A 4,092-nucleotide genomic window follows, 5' to 3' on the forward strand; every position below is an offset into this window, starting at 1 on the left:
CGGGGGCATAGGCAAACACAAGCCACTGACAGGCGGCAAAGGCAACGCCCCCCAGCAGGGCCAGAATCTGCGGCAACGCCGAACACTTGGGCATTACTCGTCCCCCGCGTAGATGTATCCAAACAGCAAAAGCCCGGCACCCAGAAAAACGGCGTCAAAGGCAGCGGCAACGCCGAGCCACGCCCCCGGGCCATCCGGGTTGGGCGCGCCGAGCGCCTGCGCCCCCACGCTGATACCCGCCAGCAAAAGCGGCGTCAGCAGCGGAAAAAGCACAATGCTCAGCAACGATTCACGGGCGGCCTGCCCCTGCGCCAGCGCCCCCAGCAGGGAGCCAAGAGCGCACATGCCGATATCCGTCAGCACAAGGGCCAGCAGAGCCTCGGGCAATGGCCCGCCAAGCTCCTGCCCCAGAAAAACCACCGCAGCAGGCAGAAAAACAACCTGCGCCAGCACCAGCAGAGCAAGCCCCGCGCAGCCCTTGCCAAGCCATACGGCCTGCACCGGGGCGGGGCACAGCAAAAGCCCCAGACGGGAGTTGTTCACTTCTTCCAGCGCGTAGAGCTGGTTGAAAATAAGCACCTGACAAAAGGCGGAACTTATCCAGAACACAGCCGCAGCGCCCTGCGGAGCCATGCGCTCGCCAATGCCCTGCGACAGGCTGAAGACAAAAAGCAGCAATAGCCCGAGCAGCAAGGCCTGCACCAGCCCGCTGCCGCGCGCCAGCGTCAGGGCCAGATCCTTGCGGGTCATGGCAAACATCAGGCGCAACATGCGGGGCCTCCCTGAGCGCGTTCAGAAGCCTCTGCGGCTGCGCCTGCCAGTGTTTCCACCGGGGCAAAGCCGCCAAAACCAGCGGGAGAGCCGTCATAAGCCAGCTTGCGGTGTTCCAGCGCCAGCAGCCGGTCGGCCAGGGGCGCATCGCCCGCCAGATCGTGGCTGATAAGCACCACGCAGGCTCCGCGTTGCCGCGCAGCAAGAATCTCGCGCCGCAGCAGTGCCAGCGAGGCCACATCAAGGCCTGTACCGGGTTCGTCCAGCAGGAGCACGTCCGGGGCCTGCATGAGCACCCGCGCCAGATTGAGACGCTGGGCCATGCCGCGCGAGAACACGCCCGCCCGTTCGTGGGCGTGGGCTTCCAGCCCCACGCGGGCCAGCCCAGCCATGATATCGTCACGCGTCAGCTTGAGGCCGTAGGCATCGCGCCAGAAGGCCAGATTTTCCACCGCCGTGAGCCCGGGATACAAAAAGGTGGCGTGCCCAAGATAGCCCACGCGGGCCTGATCGGCCACGTTGGCCGCGCCTGCGCTTGGGCGGGAAAGCCCTGCCATGATGCGCATGAGGGTACTCTTGCCCGCGCCGTTGCCGCCCACGAGCAGCGAGACACTGCCCGCAGCAAGAGCGCAGCTTACGTCTTTAAAGACGACCTTGACGCCATAGACCTTGGCAACGCGCACAAGTTCCAGCAAGAGGGCCTCCTGCGGCTAGGCCGCGCTGTTCTCGCTGTCCGACTCCGGCGCGGGATTCTTGCGGCGGCGCAGACCGGCAAGCGGCACAAGGCACATGATGGTGCCGCCGATCCACAGCCAGTTGACCAACGGTTCCACGCTGACCTTGACCACGACCTTGGAATTTTCGTCCAGCCCAAGCAGGGAGGCGTAGATTTCGTTGCCAAGGCCGGGGATCACGTCCACTTCGGAGAACTGCATGGTGCCGAACTTGTCGTACAGGCGGCGCTCCGGCGCAACGATGCCGATGGATTTGCCGTCCTTGAAGATTTCCAGCCGGGCGGCGATGAATTCATGGTCAACGCGGCGGCCCTCGCCCAGTTCGAGCAGGGTGGCAGTGTAGCTGCCCACGGTGCTGCTTTCGCCCTTGGCGAGGATCATTTCGCGGTCAGTGGTGTACGGGCCGGAAAAGGAGATGCCGATGGCAACCAGCGCCATGCCGATGTGCGCGCCCAACGCCCCGATGGTGACAGGCTGCGAGCGGTTGGCCTTGTCTGCCAGCAGCATGACGGCCCCAAGCACAATAGCCACAGCGGCGGAAGCACCCAGCAGGGCCGTGGGCTGATGGTAGCCCAGCGCCCAGATAACCCCGGCGCTGACCACAAATGCGCCGATCACGGCAAAAAAGCCCTTCTTGTTGCGCAGGCCCCCGCCCCAGCCGAGCCAGGGACAGGCCGCCATCATCACTACCAGCAGCGCGCCGAGGGGCAGGCACACGCGGTTGTAGAAACGGGCGTCAAGGCCGCGCGGCGCGGCGGACCACAACTTGCTGATGACGGGCCACATGGTGGCAACCAGAATAATCACGGCCAGCGCCAGCAGCACCCAGGCCACGAGGGTCAGGAAGCCTTCGCGGCTTTCAAGCCCGGCAAGGGGTTTGCCGGTTTTGGGCGAGGCAAAGGGAATCCACAGGGCAATGACAAGGCCGCCCAGTACAAAGATGGTCAGGGGCGTCCCCACGCTGCCGTCGCCAAAGGCGTGCACGGAATCAATAACGCCGCTGCGCACGAGGTAGGTGGCAAAAAAGGCCGAAACCGTGGTGAGCACCATCATGGCGACGTTGACGCGCCCAAGCTTGCCCCGGCGGTCTTCAACAATCAGGGTATGCAGCGAAGCCGTGGCGATAAGCCAGGGCACCAGAGATGCGTTTTCCACAGGGTCCCATGCCCAGTAGCCGCCCCAGCCAAGCTCCATGTAGGCCCACCATGCGCCGAGCACTATGCCCGCCGTAAGGAACAGCCACGCCAGAATGATGAAGGGCCGCGAAAGGCGGAACCACGAGCCCTCGCTGCTGCTCTGCCCCGAAAGACACTGGGCCAGCGCCAGACAGGCGGGCACGGCAAAGCCGCCGTACCCAAGGAACAGCAGCGGCGGATGAAAAATCATGCCGGGATTCTGGAGCAGGGGGTTCAGGCCGTTGCCGTCCGCCGGAACAGGCGATTGCAACACAAAGGGATTGCTCCAGCTGGTGAGGATAAGGGCAAAAAAACCCATGATGATGTAAAAAAAGCTCCAGTACCACAGGCGCGTTGGGCGGCTGAGGTTTCTGTAGGCCCGCGTGAGGGCAAAAGCGCTGCCGCTCAGGCCCACGGCCAGCGCCCAGAAGAGCATGGAGCCGGGCTGCCCGGCCCAGAAGGCCGTGAGGCGGTAAAATACGGGCAGTACGCGGTCAGTATAGCTGGCAACGTAGGCCACGCTGAAGTCATTCCAGAACAGGGCGTGCAGCAGCAGGGCCGAGGCCAGCAAGAGAGCGCCGCTGATAACGAGGTGGGCTTTTTCCACCACGGCGAGGGAGTCTTCCCGGTTTTGCCACAATTGCAGAAGGGCCAGACCACAGCCGCCAAGTGCGGCCAGCAGGGCCACCAGTTGAAGGGCAAAGGCAAAAACGTACATAAGACTCCTTTATCCCGCTTAGGGGGCGGCCCGCCGCAGGGCGGGGCGTTGCTATCGTTTGGGCATCGGGTGCCCGGTTACGGCTCTGCGCACGGAACTGAAACCCGGCCATCTTGCAGGGAACGCCCGCGACCGTGGCCCGCATATGGCCCGCAACTATTGACAGGGCGAAGGGCCAGTCAGGCCAATCGCACTCGCCAAACGGCAATGCCGCTGAGCAGGCTCAGCTATTGCGGTTCTCTTTCTGATATTTGGAGGGGCATTTGGTCATGAGCGTCTTGGCCTGAAAGCGGCCTTCCGGCCCCATGCCGCCTTCAACAATAACTTCCGCGCCAGCCTTGAAGGTATCCGGCACCGCACCGGAGTAGCTTATCTGGATGGTCTGGCTGGCGTTGTCCTTGTCTTCAAGGCGAAAATCCACACCGGGCGCGCCCCGGTGCTTCTCAATGCCGTCTTCGGCCACAGTACCAAAAAGCCGCGCAGCCACGAGTTTTTCGGGCGTTGCGGCCTTGGCTTCCGACACGTTCAGAAAATACACGCTGTTTTCAGAAAAGCCGGAATATGCAAGATAGCCCACCCCGCCCAAAAAGAGCAGCAGCGCGGCTATGTAGATGCCAGTGTTTTTTTTGCGGGCCATGCGTTTCTCCTGAAACATTGGGTCATGTTTGGTGCTGCCCGAAAGGGGCCATGACCT

General features: G+C 63.2%; 4 protein-coding genes. All 4 read right to left on the minus strand.

Annotation, left to right across the window (positions count from 1 at the left end; all coding sequences use genetic code 11):
- Positions 1 to 93: 93 nt before the first annotated feature.
- Positions 94 to 771 (minus strand): heme exporter protein CcmB, encoded by a 678-nt coding sequence (locus tag VEZ52_RS13240; RefSeq protein WP_324837235.1) that lies wholly within the window; start codon positions 769 to 771, stop codon positions 94 to 96.
- Positions 759 to 1,466 (minus strand): ABC transporter ATP-binding protein, encoded by a 708-nt coding sequence (locus tag VEZ52_RS13245; RefSeq protein ID WP_192113478.1) that lies wholly within the window; start codon positions 1,464 to 1,466, stop codon positions 759 to 761. The genes VEZ52_RS13240 and VEZ52_RS13245 overlap by 13 nt, the downstream gene beginning before the upstream one ends.
- Positions 1,467 to 1,481: 15 nt before the next feature.
- Positions 1,482 to 3,398, minus strand: a complete 1,917-nt coding sequence (locus tag VEZ52_RS13250) for a heme lyase CcmF/NrfE family subunit (protein ID WP_324837236.1) — start codon at positions 3,396 to 3,398, stop codon at positions 1,482 to 1,484.
- 223 nt (positions 3,399 to 3,621) lie between these two features.
- The gene (locus tag VEZ52_RS13255; protein ID WP_192113476.1) at positions 3,622 to 4,035 is read right to left on the minus strand and encodes a cytochrome c maturation protein CcmE; all 414 of its coding nucleotides are present in this window, start codon (positions 4,033 to 4,035) and stop codon (positions 3,622 to 3,624) included.
- Positions 4,036 to 4,092: the final 57 nt, after the last annotated feature.

Origin of the sequence: Desulfovibrio sp. (assembly GCF_035644575.1) — a bacterium.
Classification (GTDB): Bacteria; Desulfobacterota; Desulfovibrionia; order Desulfovibrionales; family Desulfovibrionaceae; genus Desulfovibrio.

Excerpts from the sequence above, each read along its gene's own strand:
- VEZ52_RS13240 (WP_324837235.1), bottom strand. The coding sequence starts at position 771 with ATGTTGCGCCTGATGTTTGCCATGACCCGCAAGGATCTGGCCCTGACG.
- VEZ52_RS13250 (WP_324837236.1), bottom strand. The coding sequence starts at position 3,398 with ATGTACGTTTTTGCCTTTGCCCTTCAACTGGTGGCCCTGCTGGCCGCA.
- VEZ52_RS13255 (WP_192113476.1), bottom strand. The coding sequence starts at position 4,035 with ATGGCCCGCAAAAAAAACACTGGCATCTACATAGCCGCGCTGCTGCTC.